At 66.6% G+C, this 17,264-nt stretch carries 18 protein-coding genes; 7 read left to right on the top strand and 11 right to left on the bottom strand.

The window, feature by feature from the left end; genetic code table 11:
• Positions 1-1,191, bottom strand: a complete 1,191-nt coding sequence (locus tag AABF56_RS11870) for a benzoate/H(+) symporter BenE family transporter (RefSeq protein ID WP_272806073.1) — start codon at positions 1,189-1,191, stop codon at positions 1-3.
• A gap of 384 nt (positions 1,192-1,575) precedes the next feature.
• Between AABF56_RS11870 and AABF56_RS11865 the strand changes: the two genes are divergently transcribed.
• From AABF56_RS11865 to AABF56_RS11855, 3 genes are all read left to right on the top strand, one after another.
• Positions 1,576-2,535 carry a helix-turn-helix domain-containing protein gene (locus AABF56_RS11865; RefSeq protein WP_272806072.1) on the top strand — a complete coding sequence of 320 codons (960 nt, stop codon included), beginning with the start codon at positions 1,576-1,578 and terminating at the stop codon, positions 2,533-2,535.
• A 150-nt stretch (positions 2,536-2,685) separates the two neighbouring features.
• On the top strand, positions 2,686-4,194 hold the full coding sequence (adh, locus tag AABF56_RS11860; protein ID WP_272806071.1) for an aldehyde dehydrogenase: 1,509 nt from the start codon (positions 2,686-2,688) through the stop codon (positions 4,192-4,194).
• Positions 4,195-4,320: 126 nt separating this feature from the next.
• Positions 4,321-4,695, top strand: coding sequence for a DUF779 domain-containing protein (locus AABF56_RS11855; protein ID WP_272806070.1), 375 nt, complete (start codon positions 4,321-4,323; stop codon positions 4,693-4,695).
• A gap of 171 nt (positions 4,696-4,866) precedes the next feature.
• On the opposite strand, the gene AABF56_RS11850 is transcribed toward AABF56_RS11855, so the two are convergent.
• From AABF56_RS11850 to lgt, 7 genes are all read right to left on the bottom strand, one after another.
• Complete coding sequence (locus AABF56_RS11850) at positions 4,867-5,427, bottom strand: Kazal-type serine protease inhibitor family protein (RefSeq protein WP_272806069.1); 561 nt, start codon at positions 5,425-5,427, stop codon at positions 4,867-4,869.
• 75 nt (positions 5,428-5,502) lie between these two features.
• Complete coding sequence (locus AABF56_RS11845; protein WP_244767010.1) at positions 5,503-6,435, bottom strand: ribose-phosphate pyrophosphokinase; 933 nt, start codon at positions 6,433-6,435, stop codon at positions 5,503-5,505.
• A gap of 124 nt (positions 6,436-6,559) precedes the next feature.
• A complete protein-coding gene (locus AABF56_RS11840) occupies positions 6,560-7,324 on the bottom strand; it encodes a hypothetical protein (protein ID WP_272806068.1) in 765 nt (254 codons plus the stop codon).
• A gap of 117 nt (positions 7,325-7,441) precedes the next feature.
• Entirely contained in the window at positions 7,442-8,593 is a 1,152-nt protein-coding gene (locus tag AABF56_RS11835) for a M24 family metallopeptidase (RefSeq protein ID WP_272806067.1), read from the bottom strand.
• A 37-nt stretch (positions 8,594-8,630) separates the two neighbouring features.
• On the bottom strand, positions 8,631-9,422 hold the full coding sequence (pgeF, locus tag AABF56_RS11830; protein WP_272806066.1) for a peptidoglycan editing factor PgeF: 792 nt from the start codon (positions 9,420-9,422) through the stop codon (positions 8,631-8,633).
• A gap of 103 nt (positions 9,423-9,525) precedes the next feature.
• A complete protein-coding gene (locus tag AABF56_RS11825) occupies positions 9,526-10,626 on the bottom strand; it encodes a class I SAM-dependent methyltransferase (RefSeq protein WP_272806065.1) in 1,101 nt (366 codons plus the stop codon).
• Positions 10,627-10,638: 12 nt separating this feature from the next.
• On the bottom strand, positions 10,639-11,451 hold the full coding sequence (gene lgt, locus AABF56_RS11820) for a prolipoprotein diacylglyceryl transferase (RefSeq protein WP_443021157.1): 813 nt from the start codon (positions 11,449-11,451) through the stop codon (positions 10,639-10,641).
• Between the two features lie 240 nt (positions 11,452-11,691).
• Here lgt and AABF56_RS11815 point away from each other — a divergent pair, with 240 nt between their 5' ends.
• From AABF56_RS11815 to AABF56_RS11800, 4 genes are all read left to right on the top strand, one after another.
• Positions 11,692-11,949 (top strand): accessory factor UbiK family protein, encoded by a 258-nt coding sequence (locus AABF56_RS11815; protein ID WP_244767004.1) that lies wholly within the window; start codon positions 11,692-11,694, stop codon positions 11,947-11,949.
• Between the two features lie 391 nt (positions 11,950-12,340).
• Positions 12,341-12,841: a YbjN domain-containing protein gene (locus AABF56_RS11810; protein ID WP_064330750.1), complete on the top strand. Its 501-nt coding sequence runs from the start codon at positions 12,341-12,343 to the stop codon at positions 12,839-12,841.
• 2 nt (positions 12,842-12,843) lie between these two features.
• Complete coding sequence (gene proC, locus AABF56_RS11805; RefSeq protein WP_272806063.1) at positions 12,844-13,662, top strand: pyrroline-5-carboxylate reductase; 819 nt, start codon at positions 12,844-12,846, stop codon at positions 13,660-13,662.
• 192 nt (positions 13,663-13,854) lie between these two features.
• Positions 13,855-14,196, top strand: coding sequence for a tRNA-binding protein (locus tag AABF56_RS11800; protein WP_272806062.1), 342 nt, complete (start codon positions 13,855-13,857; stop codon positions 14,194-14,196).
• 177 nt (positions 14,197-14,373) lie between these two features.
• On the opposite strand, the gene AABF56_RS11795 is transcribed toward AABF56_RS11800, so the two are convergent.
• The 3 genes from AABF56_RS11795 to AABF56_RS11785 form a co-directional block, all read right to left on the bottom strand.
• The gene (locus AABF56_RS11795) at positions 14,374-14,958 is read right to left on the bottom strand and encodes a DUF1349 domain-containing protein (RefSeq protein ID WP_272806061.1); all 585 of its coding nucleotides are present in this window, start codon (positions 14,956-14,958) and stop codon (positions 14,374-14,376) included.
• Positions 14,959-15,034: 76 nt separating this feature from the next.
• Positions 15,035-16,417: an ATP-binding protein gene (locus AABF56_RS11790; protein WP_244766999.1), complete on the bottom strand. Its 1,383-nt coding sequence runs from the start codon at positions 16,415-16,417 to the stop codon at positions 15,035-15,037.
• Between the two features lie 136 nt (positions 16,418-16,553).
• Complete coding sequence (locus AABF56_RS11785) at positions 16,554-17,261, bottom strand: response regulator (protein WP_244766998.1); 708 nt, start codon at positions 17,259-17,261, stop codon at positions 16,554-16,556.
• Positions 17,262-17,264: the final 3 nt, after the last annotated feature.

Here is a 17,264-nt window from a genome sequence, read left to right as displayed (position 1 = left end):
TCAGGGTCTTGCGCGGCGCCTTGCCGTGAGACGGGCAAGCGCCAGCATCAGCCCGCCGGCGATCAGCCCCCAGAAGGCGCCGGAAATGCCGGCGAAGGAGACGCCCGAGGCGGTGACGAGGAAGGTCACCGCAGCCGCCTCGCGCCCTTCCACGGCGTGGAAGGCGTTGAGCGCCGAGCCGGCGAAGGCGCTGATCAGCGCGAGGCCGGCGACGGCCTGGATGAGGATCGACGGGGCGAGGCTGACGAAGGCCGTGACGGCGCCCGCGGCAAGTCCGAAGATCACGTAGAAGACGCCGGCATTGATCGCCGCCCAGTAGCGCCTGGCCGGGTCGGGATGCGCGTCGCTGCCGGCGCACATGGCGGCGGTGATGGCGGCGAGGTTGACCGCATGGCCGCCGAAGGGCGCCGACAGCAGCGAGAAGAGACCGGTGACGGCGAAGAGCGGGCCGGGGCTGGGCTCGTAATGGTTGACCTTCAGCACGGCGATGCCCGGAATGTTCTGGGAGGCCATGGTGACGATGAAGAGCGGCAGCGCGATGCCGACGAGCCCGGCGACCGTGAAGACAGGCGCGACGATCTCGGGCTGCGGCAGCAGGGCATCGGTGAGCCCGGCAAAGGCGCCCTCGGGAATGTCGATGCCGAAGGCGAGCACCGCGACGAAGGCGGCAAGTGCCGCGGGCACGGCATAAAGCCGGTTGATGCTGCCGACGACCACCCAGGCAAGAACGATCGGCAGGCCGAGCAGCGGATCGAAGGCGATGGCCTTCACGGGGGCGAAGCAGAGGCCGATCAGCACGCCCGAAAGCATGGCGTTGGCGAGCGTCGCCGGAATTGCGGCGACCATGCGGCCGAGCGGCTTCCAGAGGCCTGCCATGACGATCAGCACCGCGCAGACGAGGAACCCGCCGACGGCTGTCGCAAAGCCGCCTTCCACCGCGCCGGAACTGGCGAGCAGCGCCGCGCCCGGCGTCGACCAGGCGATGGAGACGGGAAGCCGCGTCGCGGCGCTGAGAACGATGGCGCACAGGCCCATCGACACGGACAGCGCCATCAGGCCGGAGGCCGCCTGCGCTTCCGTCGCGCCGACGCCCGTCAGCCCGTGCAGCACGACGGCGAAGGAACTGGCAAAACCGACGAAGGCGGTGAGCAGGCCCATGAACAGGGCTTGAGCGGAAAAATCACGAAACATGGCAGGATCGATGCTGAAAAGGAATGTGCACTGGTAACAGGCGCCGGGCGGCTTGGGAACAGGCTTGTGGCGAGGGCAGGGGCGGTGTGCCTTGAATGAGCACCGTCATTCCGCCAGTCTCCGCGCTGACCGGGGCAACCGTATATCGTGCGAGGTCGCCGCCCCCGGCGGGGAGAAGGGGCAGGAGGTGTCCGCCCTCCCAATTCCATGGGCGACCGCTCCTGTCCCCACAGCCAGGGAGAGGCGGAGGCCCTTGCCCGCCTGCGCCACGCTCGGCGCCTTGTACCTTCGTCCCGCTGGACCCGCGGGCGCAAACATGGGTATAGTCGTTGGGCGTTGTATTCTGGTGCGACGATCGGTCGAAGCTTTCGGGGAGGAGAGCGGATGCCTCAGCGTTTCGATCACGCGGATCATGTGCAGACCGTGGCGGCCCATGCGTCGGCGGCGGCAAGTTCGCCTGTTGCCGCGTCCTGGCGCCGCTGCCTCACGCTGCACGGCCTTTCCCCGGAGGAGGCGCGGACGCCCTGGCGCCTGACCGAATCGGAATTCCGCCAGGCGCGGGCGCGCTCCAGCGTGCTGATCGAGGAGGCGCGGGGCGAGATCGACCGGCTCTTCGCCACCGTCGGCAAGGCCGGTTGCTGCCTGCTGCTGACGGACGAGCACGGCATCGCGCTCGAACGGCGCGGGGCGGCGAGCGACGATCGCGATTTCCGCGGCGTCGGGCTCTGGTCCGGCACGGTGTGGAGCGAGGCGAGCGTCGGCACCAACGGCATCGGCACGGCGCTGGCCGACGAGCGGCCCGTGCTCATCCTGCGCGACCAGCATTTCCTCTCGCAGAACACGGGCCTGTCCTGCACCACCGCGCCGATCCGTGACCATACGGGGCGCATCGCCGCCGCCATCGACATTTCCACCTGCCGCGACGATGCGGGCGAGATGACCATGTCGATCCTCTCCCAGGCCGTCCGCGATGCCGCCGCGCGCATCGAGGCGGGTCTCTTCCGCCGCGCCTTCTCCGCCGCCCGCATCCTGCTCGTGCCCGTCGAGGGTCGAACCGCGCCGGCGCTGCTCGCCGTCGACCGCGACGACCTCGTGCTGGGCGCAACGCGCGCCGCACGCCAGGTGCTCGGCCTCGACGACCGGCGCATCGCCACGGGCGTCGCCGCCTCCGATCTCCTGCACGAGGACAGGGCGGAGGACGGGCGCGACCTCGACGACGCGGAACGGGCCGCGCTGCGCCGCGTGCTGACGCGCGCCGGCGGCAATGTCAGCCAGGCCGCCGACCTGCTCGGCATCAGCCGGGCGACGCTGTACCGCAAGATGAAGAAGCTCTCGATCAACTGATATTGCAGCGCAGCACAGGCTGTCGCACCGGCCTGTCTCAATTCTGAAACAGTCGCGGCGACGATCGTCCTGCGGCCCCTACCGCAATCGGCCGAAGCGCAGCACCATCCTTCCCGACGGCCCATCCGGGCCCTTCATGGGAGGAATGACATGCTGCATCAGAAGATCGTCGAAAACCCGTACAAGGCAAAGTACGGCAACTTCATCGGTGGCGAGTGGAAGGAGCCGGTCGCGGGCCGCTATTTCGACAACATCACGCCGATCACCGGCGGCAAGCTCTGCGAGATCGCCCGCTCCGACGCCGCCGACATCGAGCTCGCTCTCGACGCCGCCCATGCCGCCAAGGACAAGTGGGGCCGCACCTCCGCCACCGAGCGTTCCAACATCCTGATGAAGATCGCCCAGCGCATGGAGGACAATCTCGAACTCCTCGCCAAGGCCGAGACCTGGGACAACGGCAAGCCGCTGCGCGAGACCATGGCGGCCGACATTCCGCTCGCCATCGACCACTTCCGCTATTTCGCCGCCTGCGTGCGGGCGCAGGAGGGCACGATCGGTGAGGTCGACCACGACACGATCGCCTACCACTTCCACGAGCCGCTCGGCGTCGTCGGCCAGATCATCCCGTGGAACTTCCCGATCCTGATGGCCGCCTGGAAGCTCGCCCCGGCGCTTGCCGCCGGCAATTGCGTCGTGCTGAAGCCCGCCGAGCAGACGCCGTCCTCGATCCTCGTCTGGGCCGAGCTCATCGGCGACCTCCTGCCGCCCGGCGTTCTCAACATCGTCAACGGCTTCGGCCTCGAAGCCGGCAAGCCGCTCGCCTCCAACCCGCGCATCGCCAAGATCGCGTTCACCGGCGAGACGACGACCGGCCGGCTGATCATGCAATATGCCAGCCAGAACCTCATTCCGGTGACGCTGGAGCTCGGCGGCAAGTCGCCGAACATCTTCTTCGCCGACGTGATGAACGAGGACGACGACTATCTCGACAAGGCGCTCGAGGGTTTTGCGATGTTCGCGCTGAACCAGGGCGAAGTCTGCACATGCCCGAGCCGGGCGCTGGTGCACGAGAAGATCTACGACCGCTTCATGGAACGGGCCGTCAAGCGCGTGGAGAAGATCGTGCAGGGCAACCCGCTCGACACGGCGACGATGATCGGCGCGCAGGCCTCGTCCGAGCAACTGGAGAAGATCCTCTCCTATATCGACATCGGCAAGCAGGAAGGCGCGGAAGTGCTGACCGGCGGCGGGCGCAACGAACTCGAAGGCGATCTTTCCGGCGGCTACTACGTCAAGCCGACCGTCTTCCGCGGGCATAACAAGATGCGCATCTTCCAGGAGGAGATCTTCGGACCGGTCGTCTCGGTCACGACCTTCAAGGACGATGCGGAGGCGCTCGCCATCGCCAATGACACGCTCTACGGCCTCGGCGCCGGCGTCTGGAGCCGCGATGCGAACCGTTGCTACCATTTCGGCCGCGACATCCAGGCCGGCCGCGTCTGGACCAATTGCTACCACGCCTATCCGGCCCATGCGGCCTTCGGCGGCTACAAGCAGTCGGGCATCGGCCGCGAGACGCACAAGATGATGCTCGATCACTACCAGCAGACCAAGAACATGCTGGTCAGCTACTCTCCCAAGGCGCTCGGTTTCTTCTGAGCGACCGCCCCCTTCTCCTCCGGAGAAGGCGCGCAAAGGGTGCGGGAGCCCTGTCCGCCGTCGCTTTCCGCCCCATCCCTCTCCCCGTTCCGGGGGGAGGGAAAATCGTTTGGAGGAAGAGCTGTCATGTCCGAAGTCACGACCCAGCCGCGCGTGATGGCGACCGATGCCGCGCTTGCGCTTATCCGGGAGATCCAGGCGGATCATCCGGAAATCCTGTTCCACCAGTCGGGCGGCTGCTGCGACGGGTCCTCGCCCATGTGCTATCCGGCGGACGACTATATCGTCGGCGACCGGGACGTGAAGCTCGGCGAGATCGGCGGCGTGCCGGTCTATATCAGCGAGAGCCAGTTCGACGTGTGGAAGCACACGCAGCTGATCATCGACGTGGTGCCCGGCCGCGGCGGCATGTTCTCGCTCGACAATGGCCGCGAGAAACGCTTCCTCACCCGCTCGCGCCTCTTTACCGGCGGCGAGGCCTGCCCGCTGCCGGGGCGTTGACGAAAGCCCGCGACATATGGCCCGGCATTTTCCGGAAACCCCGGCCACCCGTGACGTCATCCTCGGCTCTGGGCCGAAGAGCTATATTTCTCAAGGGCTTGTCGATGGTCGGGTCAAGCCCGACCATGACGAAGGAGAGATCGGCGTGGTTTTCTGCGTGTCAGGATGGGCTCAGCGCACCGGGCACCGGCCCGCGCGATAGACACTGAAACCGGCCACCTGCGCCGAGCAGGCATTGCCGAATTCCTTGAAGTCGGTGCCGCGGCGCCCGCAGACCGGGTTGTACTCCATCGTGCAGACGCGCTGGTCGCGCGGGCGCTCGCGGTCTCCACGATCGCCCCGGTCGTCGCGGTCACGATCCCGGCGGTCCCTGTCGTTGCGATTGCGGTCCCTGTCCCTGTCCGGGCGCTCGCGGCCGTCATTGCTCCAGCCGTCGCGGTCCTGGTCCTGCCAGCCGACCCGGTCGCGATCCGGGCGGCGGAACTGGCATTCGCCGCGGCCGATGATGCCGTAGCCGCTGGAGCGCGCCTCGCAGGCATTGGCGAAGGTCTGGCGGTCGCGGCCGCGCTCGCCGCAGACCGGGGCATATTCACGGGTGCAGAATTGCGGCGGGCGCGGATTGTAGCCGCCTCCGCCCTGGTCGGCCTCGACCGAGCAGGCCGCCAAGGTGCCGGCCGCGAGAAGGATGGCGATAGGCCCTGCGAGCCGGGACAGAAATGGCATCGAGATCATGGATTTCCCCTGTCGAATCTAGGGGGAACTTAGCGCAGAAATCGCGGGGCCGATATCGGCCTCGGCAAAAATCCGTCAGTCGAACAGGCTCGACACCGATTCCTCGGCGCTGGTGCGGTTGATCGCCTCGCCGAGCAGGTTGGCCGTCGAGATGACGCGGATGTTGTGCGCCGACTGGACGGCCGTGGTCGGCTGGATCGTGTCGGTGATCACAAGCTCCTTGAGCTTGGACGAGGTGACGCGCGCGACGGCGCCGCCCGACAGAACGCCGTGCGTGATATAGGCGGTGACGCTGGTCGCGCCGTTCTTCAGCAGCGCTTCGGCCGCGTTGCAGAGCGTGCCGCCCGAATCCACGATATCGTCGATCAGCAGGCAGTCCTTGCCGGCGACGTCGCCGATGACGTTCATCACCTCGGACTCGCCCGGCCGGTCGCGGCGCTTGTCGACGATGGCAAGCAGACAGTCGAGGCGCTTGGCCAGCGCGCGGGCGCGCACCACGCCGCCGACGTCGGGCGAGACGACCATGACGTTTTCGAGATTGTAGTTTTCCTTCACGTCGCGCGCCAGGATCGGCACGGCGTAGAGGTTGTCGGTCGGGATGTCGAAGAAGCCCTGGATCTGGCCGGCATGCAGGTCCAGCGTCAGCACGCGGTCGGCGCCGGCCTCGGTGATGAGGTTGGCGACGAGCTTTGCCGAGATCGGCGTGCGCGGGCCGGGCTTGCGGTCCTGGCGGGCATAGCCGAAATAGGGGATCACGGCCGTGATGCGGCGCGCCGAGGAGCGGCGCATGGCATCGATCATGATGAGCATTTCCATCAGGTGGTCGTTGGTCGGGAACGAGGTCGACTGGACGACGAAGACGTCCTCGCCGCGCACGTTCTCCTGGATTTCCACGAAGATTTCCTGGTCTGCGAAGCGTCTGACCGTGGCCCGGCCGAGCGGAACATTCAGATAATTGCAGATCGCTTCGGCCAGGAGCCGGTTCGAATTGCCCGCGAAAACCTTCATTTATGGTCCGCCTGTGGATTATGCTGATGGGGGGGCTTTAAGCGGCAAAATCCGCGAATGCAAGGGTCTTGCGCCGCGGAAAAGCGTTTCTTCGCATTTCGCTGTGATTAACAGCGCAACGCGCTTAACCACGGGTGGTGCCGCGCCAGTCGAGATACTGGCGGATGGTCGTGTCGGCGATGCCCTCCATCGTGCGCGCCGGCACGGCGGCCCACGGGTCGGAGGCCGTGCCCGAGACGCTTTCCTGTCCCTGGATGCGGTGCAGCCGCGCGCCGTTGCCGTCGAGCACGTCCCAGACATAGACGACGGTGGTCTTGCCGTTGTCGTTCATGGCGGAGAAGTAGCCCTTCAGGATGTACTTGCTGGAATTGTCCGAGGCGCTTCGGATCGTCAGCCCGCTTCCGCGCGCCGCCGCGCCGAGGCGCCTGGAGAGCGGTGTCACGGCCTCGACCGGTGCGCCGATGATCGGCAGGAAGCGGATCGTCTCGCCGGCTTGGGCGGCGGTCGGGACGGCGGCGACCTCTTCCGCGCCGGTCGACGTTTCCGCCGCGAGCGAGCGCTGGGCGGTGGTGCGGGCAAGCTCCGCATCCGTCGTCCGGCGCCCCGTGTTGCGGGCGAGCGCGTCGGCCTGGCCCTGCAGCGTGCCGGCGGTGTCCGCGCCGGTCGTGACGCCGGTGCCGGATGACGGGGTGAAGGCGGTTTCCTGGCTGGTGCGCGTGACGGGCGTCGTCTGGGCGCTCATCTGGTCGAGGTCGTTCTGGGTGACCGGGGGCGAATTGAAGGTGCCGCCGCCGACATCGACCTGCGGCGTCAGCGCGTCGGTGCTGTTGCAGCCGGCAAGGGTGGCAATGAGGCCGATCAGTGCCAGCCGCTTCATCAGCTCTTGCATCGTCGTCGTCCGTGTCCTGCGGAAGGCTTTTCGCCTCCTCCGTTCCCCGCAACGATTTATGGGTGCCGCCTCAAGGCCTGTCAATCGCGGGATCTTGCGGGGCCTGCGGTTGACCCGTCAGACCTCGATGAAATCGAGCCCGTAGCGCGACAGCGCCTTCGGCGTGTCGGTCGTCGTCAGATAGGTCTGGCCGAGCGTCATGGCCGTGCCGCTTTCGGAATCGAGCACGATCGTGTGCACGAAAAGCGACATGTTCGGCTGGATTTCCTGCGGATTGCCCATCAGGAACATCTGCTGGTCCATCCAGGAGGGCGCGAAGCGCGCGCCGACGGAATAGCCGCAGGTGTTCAGCCGGTGGCGGGCAAGGCCGCGCTCGTCGATGATGCGGGCGAAGGTCTCGAAGACGGTGCCGAAGGTGTTGCCGGGGCGCAGCACCATTTCCATCGCCTGCATGGCCTCGCGGCAGGCGCTGTAGAGCTCGCGGTGGCGGTTGGTCGGCTCGCCGATGATGGCGGTGCGCATCATCGGTGCGTGATAGCGTGCGCTGACGCCGGACCATTCGAGGGTGAGCTGGTCCTCGGCATCGAGCTTGCGCCGGCCGGACTTGGAGCGGCAGAGCAGGGCGTCGGCGCCCGAGCCGATGACGAATTCATTGGCGGCATAGTCGCCGCCGGCGGCCAGCACCGCGTTCTGCATGGCCGCGAGGATCGCCGCCTCGCCGCCGCCGGGCACGATGAGGGGCAGGGCGGCGGCCAGCGCATCGTCGGAGAGGGCGGCGGCACGCTCGACATAGGCGATCTCGGCCGGGCTCTTGATGAGGCGCAGGCGGCTGACGAGGCCCGACGCATCGACGATCTGGCCGAAGCTCTGGAGCTGGTTGTCGAGGAGGCGCGCATTGCGGCCGGTCAGGCCATGCGTGTCGTATTCGACGCCGATGCGGCAGCCGAGCAGGTCGAGATCGGAGAGCAGGTTCTTCAGGTCCATCGTCGGATCGGCGTTGACGCGGTCGATCCAGATCTCGATCTTCTCGATGTTGGAGGTGTGGCGCGCCTGGCGCAGGTCCGCCGAGCGGGTGAGCAGCACCATCTCGCCGGTCGCCTTGACGACGAGCGTCTGGAAGAAGCAGTAGCCGAAGGTGTCGTAGCCGGTCAGCCAGTACATGCTCTCCTGTGCGAAGAGCAGCATGGCGTCGATCTTCTCCTCCCGCATGCGGGCGGTGAGGCGCTGGAGCCGGTTGGCGTATTCCTCGCTGTCGAAGTGAAGTGCCATGGCGGTGTCTCCCTCGTCCTGTGTCGTTTTGGGGGCCTCAGCCCCGTAGCATGATCGCCGAAATCTGGCGGCCGTAGTCGGGCTCCTGGCGGTGCGTGGTGCGCCGATAGGAGAAGAAGCGGTCTTCGTCCGGATAGGTGCAGATGTCGAGGTTCTCCGCCGTCACCCCAGCGTCGCCCAGCCGCTGCGTCGTCAGGCCCGGCAGGTCGAACAGGGCATGGCCCGGTTTTTCCGACGGCGTGAAATAGCGCTCGTACGCCTTGTCGACGCCGAGGAAACGCTCCACGAATTCCGGCCCCACCTCGTAGTTCCGCCGGCTGATCGAGGGGCCGAGGCTGGCGACGATGTTCCGCCTGTTGGCGCCGAGCCGTTCCATCGCCGCGACGGTGCTCTCGAGCACGCCGTAGAGCGCGCCCTTCCAGCCGGCATGGGCGGCGCCGACGACGCGGGCTTCGGGGTCGCAGAAGAGGATCGGGCCGCAATCGGCGGCGAGGACGCCGAGCACCATGCCGGGCGCGGCGCTGACCAGCGCGTCGGCCTGCGGGCGCGCGCCGTCATAGTCGCTGTCGACCACGACGACGTCGGGCGAATGGACCTGGTGCACGGTGGCAAGCCGGTCGGGCGTTACGGAGAACCATCGGGCGACGCGGGCGCGATTCTCCTCGACCTTCCCGCGCTCGTCCTTCGAGCCGAGGCCGACATTGAGGCCGCGGTAGATGCCGTCGGAAACCCCGCCGGCGCGCGTGAAGAAGCCGTGCTGCGCGGCCTTTCCGGCACGCTCCGTCAGAAGCGGGCTTTCGATCGGGGAGAGGAGCGCGTCGTCCTTCATCGGTCTCTCGGCTGGGCTTTGGGCGGCCCGTCGGGCCAAGGATTTCGGCCGGGGCATGCGGGGTGCAAATCGGGCCGGATGTTGTCCGGCCTGACGCCCGGTGTCAATCCGGCTGGCGGAAGGGAAAGAGCGCAAGCGGCGTGCTGCCGACGGCCAAGACCTTGAAAAGATCACCCATTTTGCCGACGCCTGCGCCGGCGAGCCGGTCGACATCGGCAAGAATCGATTGCTGCGTCGCTGCGTCGCGGTTTCGGCCGAGGGCGGAGGCCCGCTCGCCGATGCCGAGGCCGACGAGGAAATCGCCCTGGTGCAGCATGCCGTGCACATGCAGGCCCACGCTTGCCGCCGCCCCGGCAAGGCGCTCGAAATCCACATGGCTCGTCAGGTCCGCCTCGCCGGGATGGGCGAGCGGCGGGTCGAAGTCGTGCTTCAGCACCGCCTGCAGCGTATCGCCGAAGCCGGTGACGAAATGGCCGTAGTCGATGATGAGCGCGGTGCCGCCGAAGCGGGCGATGCGCTCGCCGATCGTCGCCATGACGGCTTCGCGGGCCGGCGCGATCTCGAAGATCGTGCCGTTCGGCATCGCCTTGTGGTTTTCCGGCAGGAGCGCGGGATCGAGGCCCGCGACGCCGGCGGCAAAGGTCAGCGCGTCATTCGCATCGAGGCCGACGAGGCGCTCGCGGAAGCCGGACGCGGTCTTGATGAACTGGCGGATCGGGATGGCGTCGAAGAGCTCGTTGGCGGCGAGCAGCACGAAGCCGTCCGGCAGCTCCTCGAAACTGTCGTGCCAGGTGACGCGCGCGGCATGGGTGCCGAGCGTCTCGTGCTGGACGGTGCGCAGCTTCGGGCTGGTCTCGATCAGGTGGATCGTCGCGTTCTCGTAGAGCTGCGGGGCGATCCTTGCCACGACGCGCAGCATGTCGGCCATCATCGTGCCGCGGCCGGGGCCGATCTCGGCGATGCGCACGTCCGCCGGACCGCCGTGCTTCTGCCAGGCATGGACGAGGAAGACGCCGAGCATCTCGCCGAAGAGCTGGCTGACCTCGGGCGCGGTGACGAAGTCGCCGGCGGCGCCGAAGGGGTCGCGGGTGCGGTAGTAGCCGTGTTCGGGATCGGCAAGGCACAGGGCGAAATAATCGGTGACGCTGATCGGGCCGTTGGTACGGATCAGCGCCTTGATCTTGCGGGCGAGGGGTGTGGGCATGGACGCGTTCGCTCAGGCACTGGCCGCTGCGGCCGGCCGGGCGCGGAAGATCGCCCAGAGGCCGAGGGCGAGCATCGGCAGCGAGAGCAGCATGCCCATGGTGAGCCAGCCGCCGAGGAGATAGCCGAGCTGGGGGTCCGGCTCGCGGAAGAACTCGACCGTGATGCGCGACAGGGCATAGCCCGCCACGAAGAGGCCTGTAACGAGGCCGGGCCGCTTCAGCGCGGCGAAGCGATAGATGGCGAGCGCGAGCACGACGAGCAGCACGACGCCTTCGAGGCCCGCCTCGTAGAGCTGGCTCGGATGGCGGGCGAAGGGGCCGGCCTCCGGGAAGATCACGGCCCAGGGCGCGTCGGAGAGGCGGCCCCAGAGCTCGCCGTTGACGAAATTGGCGATGCGGCCGAAGAACAGGCCGATCGGCACGACGGCGGCGACGATGTCGAAGAGGCTCCAGACCGGAATGGCGTTGCGCCGGGCGAAGAGGATCATGGCGAGCGTCGTGCCGGCGAGGCCCCCGTGGAAGGACATGCCGCCGTTCCACACCTGCAGGGCGCGCAGCGGATCGGCCGCGACGTTCGGGAAGTCGTAGAACAGGATATAGCCGATACGGCCGCCGAGAATGATGCCGACGGCGGCCCAGACGAGGAAGTCGTCGAGCTGGGTGCGGCTCATCGGCGCCGCGCCCGCCCACAGGCGCGGCGTCTCGATCAGCCGGCGCGCATAGACCCAGCCCAGCAGGATGCCCACGACATAGGCGATGCCGTACCAGTGCACGGCGACCGGGCCGATGGAAAAGGCGATCGGATCGATCTGCGGATAGGGCATGATGGCGAGGAGTTGGGCAAGGTTCGTCAAGATGGGGCTCTTTTGCGTTTTCGGGCGGAAGATGGCGGCGCCTTGGGGCAGGGTCAAGGCGATAAATCGTGATCGGCGGCGGCGTGACGGCGTGAACCGGCGGCGATCCACCGGAATCCGCTTGCAAGCGGCGGTCTCAGACCCTACCTCAGGGACAAGACGCGGGCGCTGGCGCCCGAAAGGACCATCGACACCCGAGGAGGGCAGACCATGACCACCGGTGCGAACCGCATTCTCGACGACTTCGCCAAGCTGATGACCGATGCCGCCGGCGCCGCGCAGGGCGTGCGCAAGGAGGCCGAGACGATGTTCCGCGCCCAGGCCGAGCGCTTCATCAACGGCATGGACCTCGTCAAGCGCGAGGAATTCGAGGCGGTGCGCGAGATGGCGATCAAGGCGCGGGACGAAAACGATGCGCTCCTGAAGCGCATCGAGGCGCTGGAAGCCCGCCTCAACGCGGGCGGCTGAGCCGTTCCGGCACGGGTTTTGACCGACAGGACTCGGTTGGCGTGATTCACCCCGCGCCAACCGTTTTTTTTAATAAAATTTTTACCCCTGTGGACACTTGCGAAAAGCCCTTTTCGAAGAGTCTCTTAAGCCTTCGACCTGAATCTTTTTCACAACCTCTGTCCACAACCGGACGGAGAAAATGGCAAGCCAGGGGCTGGCGTCGTGACTCCGGCGTTATACACTGATTTTAAATGATGATTCGAGACGGGCAGCGCAAGCTTCGGGCAGGGTAAGTCGTCCAGATTGCGCAAAGTGCCGAGCAATCATTCAGTGTTGTATCCGGAGTACGGTTTGCCGCGTCGTGTGTGTGAGCACGATGTCGCATGCCTTCCGGCCTTGAAGGTGATGCATGAGCCTTATGGAATTGGATATCGGGCGTCAGTCCAACCCGGTCGACATGATCGAGTTCGTCGCAGCCAACAATGACTGGACGTTCGAGCGGTCCGGCGAAGACGAGATCGCGATGACGGTCGAAGGCAAGTGGACGGATTACCACGTCTCCTTCTCTTGGATGGAGGAGTTCGAGGCGCTGCACCTTGCCTGCGCCTTCGACATCAAGGTTCCCGAGAGCCGCGTCAACGAGGTGCATTGCCTGCTCTCGCATGTGAACGGCCAGGTGCTGATGGGCCATTTCGACTTGTGGCGCCGCGAGGATGTCGTGATCTTCCGCCAGTCGCTGCTGCTCGCCGGCGGGGCGGAGCCCACCAACAGGCAGGTCGAGGTGCTGCTGTCCAGCGCGCTTGAAGCCTGCGAGGCCTATTTCCAGGCCTTCCAGTTCGTCGTCTGGTCCGGCATGGACGCCCAGTCCGCCGTCGATGCCGTCCTGTTCGAGACGGTCGGGGAAGCGTAAGGATGACGGTTGCAGGTTCGGGCCCCATCATTCTCATCGGTGCCGGAAACATGGGCGGCGCCATGCTTGCCGGCTGGCTGAAGAGCGGCATTTCCGGTTCCTCGGTCATCGTCATCGATCCCGGCCCGCAGCCGGCCCTGGCGAAGCTGATCGCCGACAACGGCGTGCGCCATGAAACGTCGGCGCCGGAGGGCGTGACGGCCGGGGTGATCTTCGTCGCGGTCAAGCCGCAGGTGATCGACCAGGTGCTGCCGCCGCTGAAGGGGCTCGTCGGGCCGGAGACGGTCATCGTTTCGGTCGCTGCCGGCAAGACGGTCGCCAATCTCGAAAGCCATCTCGGCGCGGCCGCCACGGTGCGCGCCATGCCGAACACGCCGGCCATGATCGGCCGCGGCGTGACGGGCGCCTTTGCCAATGCCCGCGTTTCCGCGGGCCAGCGCGATTTCGTGCATGCTCTTCTCAAGGTGAGCGGCCCCGTCGAATGGGTCGCATCCGAGGGGGATATCGACGCCGTCACGGCGGTCTCGGGCAGCGGCCCGGCCTATGTCTTCTATCTCGTCGAGTGCATGGCGGAGGCAGGACGCAAAGCGGGCCTGCCGGCGGACCTCGCCATGCGGCTCGCACGGGAAACCGTCGCGGGGGCTGGTGAACTGCTTCACCAGTCCCCCGACGACGCCGCGCGCCTGCGCCAGAACGTCACCTCGCCCGGCGGGACAACCGCCGCGGCGCTCGCCGTCCTCATGGCCGAGGACGGCATGCAGCCGCTCTTCGACAAGGCGATCGCCGCCGCCCGCAAGCGCGCCGAGGAACTGGCAGGCTGATCTTTCCGGCCGTTCTCAATTTTTGCCCCTCACCCTGACCCTCTTCCCGTAAACGGGCAAAGGGGACTTGCCCCACGAGGGGTGAGTGATCTGGGAATGCGGTGCGGCATATCCCCTTCTCCCCGCTTGCGGGGAGAAGGTGCGGCAGCGGGATGAGGGGCCAGGGCAAATGCTGTAACGCGAGGATTTCTCATGACCGAGACCATTAGCTACGCCGATTTCGAACGGGTCGACATCCGCGCCGGCACTATCATCGAGGCGCTGCCGTTCCCGGAGGCGCGCAAGCCCGCCTACAAGCTGACGATCGACTTCGGCCCCGGGATCGGCATCAAGAAGTCCTCGGCGCAGATCACCGTGCATTACACGCTGGAAGACCTCGTCGGCCGCCAGGTGCTCGCCGTCGTCAACTTCCCGCCGCGCCAGATCGGTCCAGTGCGCTCGGAAGTGCTGACGCTCGGCTTCGAGGACGAGACCGGCGCCATCGTCCTCGCCGGCGTCGAGCGGCCGGTGCCGAACGGCAGGAAGATGTGCTGATTCAGGGAATAGACGGCCTGCCTTGCCACACACGCAGCGTCATCCTCGGCCTCCGAGCCGAGGATCCATTCTCCCGGGTGTGGATGCTCGGGTCAGGCCCGAGCATGACGGAGGGGGGTGGGGGCCCTTGTGTGAGAGAGGTGAGGGCGACTGTCTTGGAGAGAACGGACTTTTGTTCTAATGAATATCCCGCGACAGGGGCAGGCCCAGCCGGAATTCCGTGAATTCCGCCTCGAAACCCTCGCGCTGCGGCGAGCAGGCCATCAGGCCGACCGAAAGGTCCGAAAGCTCCGGTGGGAAATAGGCAAGGCGCGCCATGCGCCAGTCCGTCATGGCATCCGTCCGGTACTGGATAAAGAGCGCATCGCCGTTGCGCGTCACGCGCACGGACATGGCCTCGAAATCATGATCGATGCGGAAGGCGGACCAGTCGGAATGGCCGCGCGTCACCACCACGCTGAAATGTTTCGCGCCGTCGGTGAACTCGATGCCGCATTTCATCCAGGTCGTCTCGTTGTGGCGGACCATCAGGCCGGCCTGGTCGTAGAGCGTCTCGTAGCGGCCGGAAAAGGTCGTCTCCAGCGTGAAGTTGCCGGTCCAGGGGCGGTGCAGGAAATGGCCGCTGTCCGGCTGGAAGCCGTAATAGGTGCGCTGCCAGAAATCGCTCTCAAGACCGGTGCGGACATGGAGGCGGCCGTCGCGGATCGCGCTTTCGGCCGGCGGGTTGAGCCAGGTCAGGCCGTCGAAAGTGGATACGCTCATAGGCTCGCCCCGTTCTTGTTTCCAGTTCTTGCCGCACCGCCCGGCGCTGAAGCGGCGTCGCCTGGCCTGAAATGCCCTATGCGGGAATGCGGATCGTCGCGCGAAGGCCGCCCATCGGGCTGTCCGACAGCGTGACATTGCCGCCGTGGCTGCGGGCGATGTCGCGGGCGATGGCAAGGCCGAGGCCGGTGCCCGACGCATCGAGATTGCGCGCCTCGTCGAGCCGGAAGAAGGGCTTGAAGACATCGTCGCGCGAGCGCTCGGGAATGCCGGGGCCGTCGTCGTCGACGGTGATGGTGAGCCATTTCGAGCGGTGGCGCGCCTCGACATGCACGGTCTTGGCATAGCGCATGGAATTGGAGACGAGGTTTCCGACGAGGCGGCTGAAGGCGTTCGGCCGCACCATGACCTCGTCCTCGCCGTCGATCTCGCTGGAGAAGGCGCGTTCGTGCAACTCCGCCTCCATGGCGAACTTGTCGAAGAGGTCGGTGAGCCGCAGCCGGCCGACGTCCTCCTCCACGTCGCCGCGCGCGAAGGAGAGGTATCCCTCGAGCATGGTCTGCATGTCCGCGACATCCTTGTTGAGGCCCTGCAGGTCGGGATTGTCGCCGGCAAGGGCGAGCTGCAGCTTGAAGCGGGTGAGGATGGTGCGCAGGTCGTGGCTGACGCCGGTCAGCATGGCCGTGCGCTGCTCCATCTGCCGCTCGATGCGCTCGCGCATGAGGATGAAGGCAAGGCCGGCGCGGCGCACCTCGTCCGCCCCGCGCGGCGCGAAGTCCTCCGGCATCTTCTGGCCCTTGCCGAAGCTCTCCGCCGCCTGCGCCAGCGTCAGGATCGGCCGGATCTGGCCGCGCAGGAAGAGGATCGAGATGGTGATCAGCACCAGCGAGGTGCCGACCATCCAGAGCAGGAAGATATGCGTGTTCGAGGCATAGGCCTGGTTGCGCCGCGCATAGACGCGCAGGATCTTGTTGTCGAGCAGGATGCGGATTTCGACGAGATTGCTTTCGCCGACCGTGTCGATCCAGAACGGGCGGCGGATCTGCCGCACGATCTCCTCGCTCAGGATTTCGTCGAGGATGTTGAAGAAGGGTTTGGTGCGCGGGGCGGGCAGTTCCGTGCCGGGCTCGATGGCGATGTTGAGCTCCAGCCGCTCGCGCGCGATGCGCGTGATCTCTGAATAGTTGGCATCCTGCGGATAGGTGTCGATGAGATCGATGATGGCGGCGATGTCGCGGGTGACGGCCGTCGAAAGGCGCTGGGTGACGAGCTGCCAGTGGCGCTCCATGAAAACGAAGGCGACGACCGACTGGAGCAGCACCATCGGGATGATGATGATGAGCAGCGAGCGGGCATAGAGGCCCGTCGGCATCTGCCGGCGCAGCCAGCGGGCAAGGCGCTTCCAGCCGGCCGCCGGCGCGCGTTCGATATCCCGCTTGAAGCTCTCGAAGGTGGTCATGGGACCGGATTTTCCACGATGGTGCAGCGACGATTGTCTGAGTCGCGCCAAGACCTTGCCGCAAGGCCTTCATCATGCGGATGCGCGCGGAAAGCCGCGTTGAACCTCTTCTTGAATTGGACTCGGCAGCGCACGGTCAGCCTTGCTCCACGCTCAATCGATAGCCGATGCCGCGTACGGTCTGCAGCCACACCGGGTTGGACGGGTCGTCCTCGATCTTACGCCTCAAGCGATTGATCTGCACGTCGATTGTGCGTTCGCCCACTTCTGTTTCTTCGCCGATCAGCTCGTGGCGCGGAATGGTCTCGCCCGCGCGCAGCGAGAAGAGCAGCATGATCTCCTGCTCGCGGTCGGTGAGGCGGATGGCGTCGCTGCCGCGCTTCAGCTCCTTGCGCACGATGGAGAAGGTGTAGGGGCCGAACATGACCTGCTCGATCTTCGGCGTCACCGGCGCGGCGTTGCGCTTCAGGATGTTGTTGATGCGCAGCACCAGTTCGCGCGGCTCGAAGGGCTTGGAGAGGTAGTCGTCGGCACCGGCCTCGAGGCCCTCGATGCGGGCCTTCGATTCGGCGAGCGCCGTCAGCATCAGGATCGGCACGGGGCGGATTTCGCGCAGGCTCTTCGTCAGCGACAGGCCGCTTTCACCGGGCATCATCACGTCCATGATGATGAGGTCGAAGTCGAGCCCGCGCAGCTTGCGCCGCGCCTCGTCCGCATCGGCGGCGACGGTGACGCGAAAACCCTCGCCCATCAGGTAGCGGTTGAGCAGATCGCGGATGCGGGTGTCGTCGTCGACGACGAGGAGATGGGATGCATCGTCGGAAGGCGTGCCGGCAGCGGTCATCGT

Origin of the sequence: Shinella sp. WSC3-e (assembly GCF_945994535.1) — a bacterium.
Lineage (GTDB): Bacteria > Pseudomonadota > Alphaproteobacteria > Rhizobiales > Rhizobiaceae > Shinella > Shinella yambaruensis.
Note: the sequence above shows the minus strand (reverse complement) of the source record. Positions and strands in the feature narration are given on the sequence as shown.